Genomic DNA, 482 nt, shown 5'->3' with positions numbered 1-482 from the left:
TTTTCATCATCTCCGGTTTTTACATGGGGCTGGTCTTGAATGGCACTTACCGTAATCGCAAGGGAGCCTTTTACGCCAATCGTGCGCTGAGGATCTTTCCGGAGTTCTGGATCGTTGTCATTGTCACCCTCGTGCTACGTGTTGTCGTTCTGCACGAGAACTTCTTCGCGCAGATTAATGCAGTTCCGTTCCCCGGCAATGTCTTGCTCTACCTGTCAAATTCCACAATTTTTGGCAGTGACACGGTGATGTTTTTGCAGTCCACGGGGGACCAGATCACGGTCGGTCCGTTCCTGGAATCCACGCCTTTACTTTTTCCCCTGCTGTTGATTCCACAGGCATGGACTCTTGTCCTCGAGCTGACCTTTTATCTCCTGGCGCCTTTCCTCGTGAAACTGCGATCGAGTGTTTTGATCGGTATCGTGATCACCGCCCTGGTCGCCAAGTATGTCGTCGCGGGTGCCATCCTCAACCTGGAAGAC

General features: G+C 52.1%; 1 protein-coding gene. It reads left to right on the top strand.

The window, feature by feature from the left end; translation table 11 throughout:
- Positions 1 to 5 precede the first annotated feature (5 nt).
- On the top strand, positions 6 to 482 hold a 477-nt coding region (locus JF66_RS21230; protein ID WP_369798091.1), incomplete at its 3' end, for an acyltransferase family protein.

The organism is Cryobacterium sp. MLB-32 (assembly GCF_000738085.1).
In the GTDB taxonomy this organism is placed as follows: domain Bacteria; phylum Actinomycetota; class Actinomycetes; order Actinomycetales; family Microbacteriaceae; genus Cryobacterium.
The sequence above is the reverse complement of the archived record's forward strand: the minus strand, read 5'-3'. Positions and strand labels throughout refer to the sequence as shown.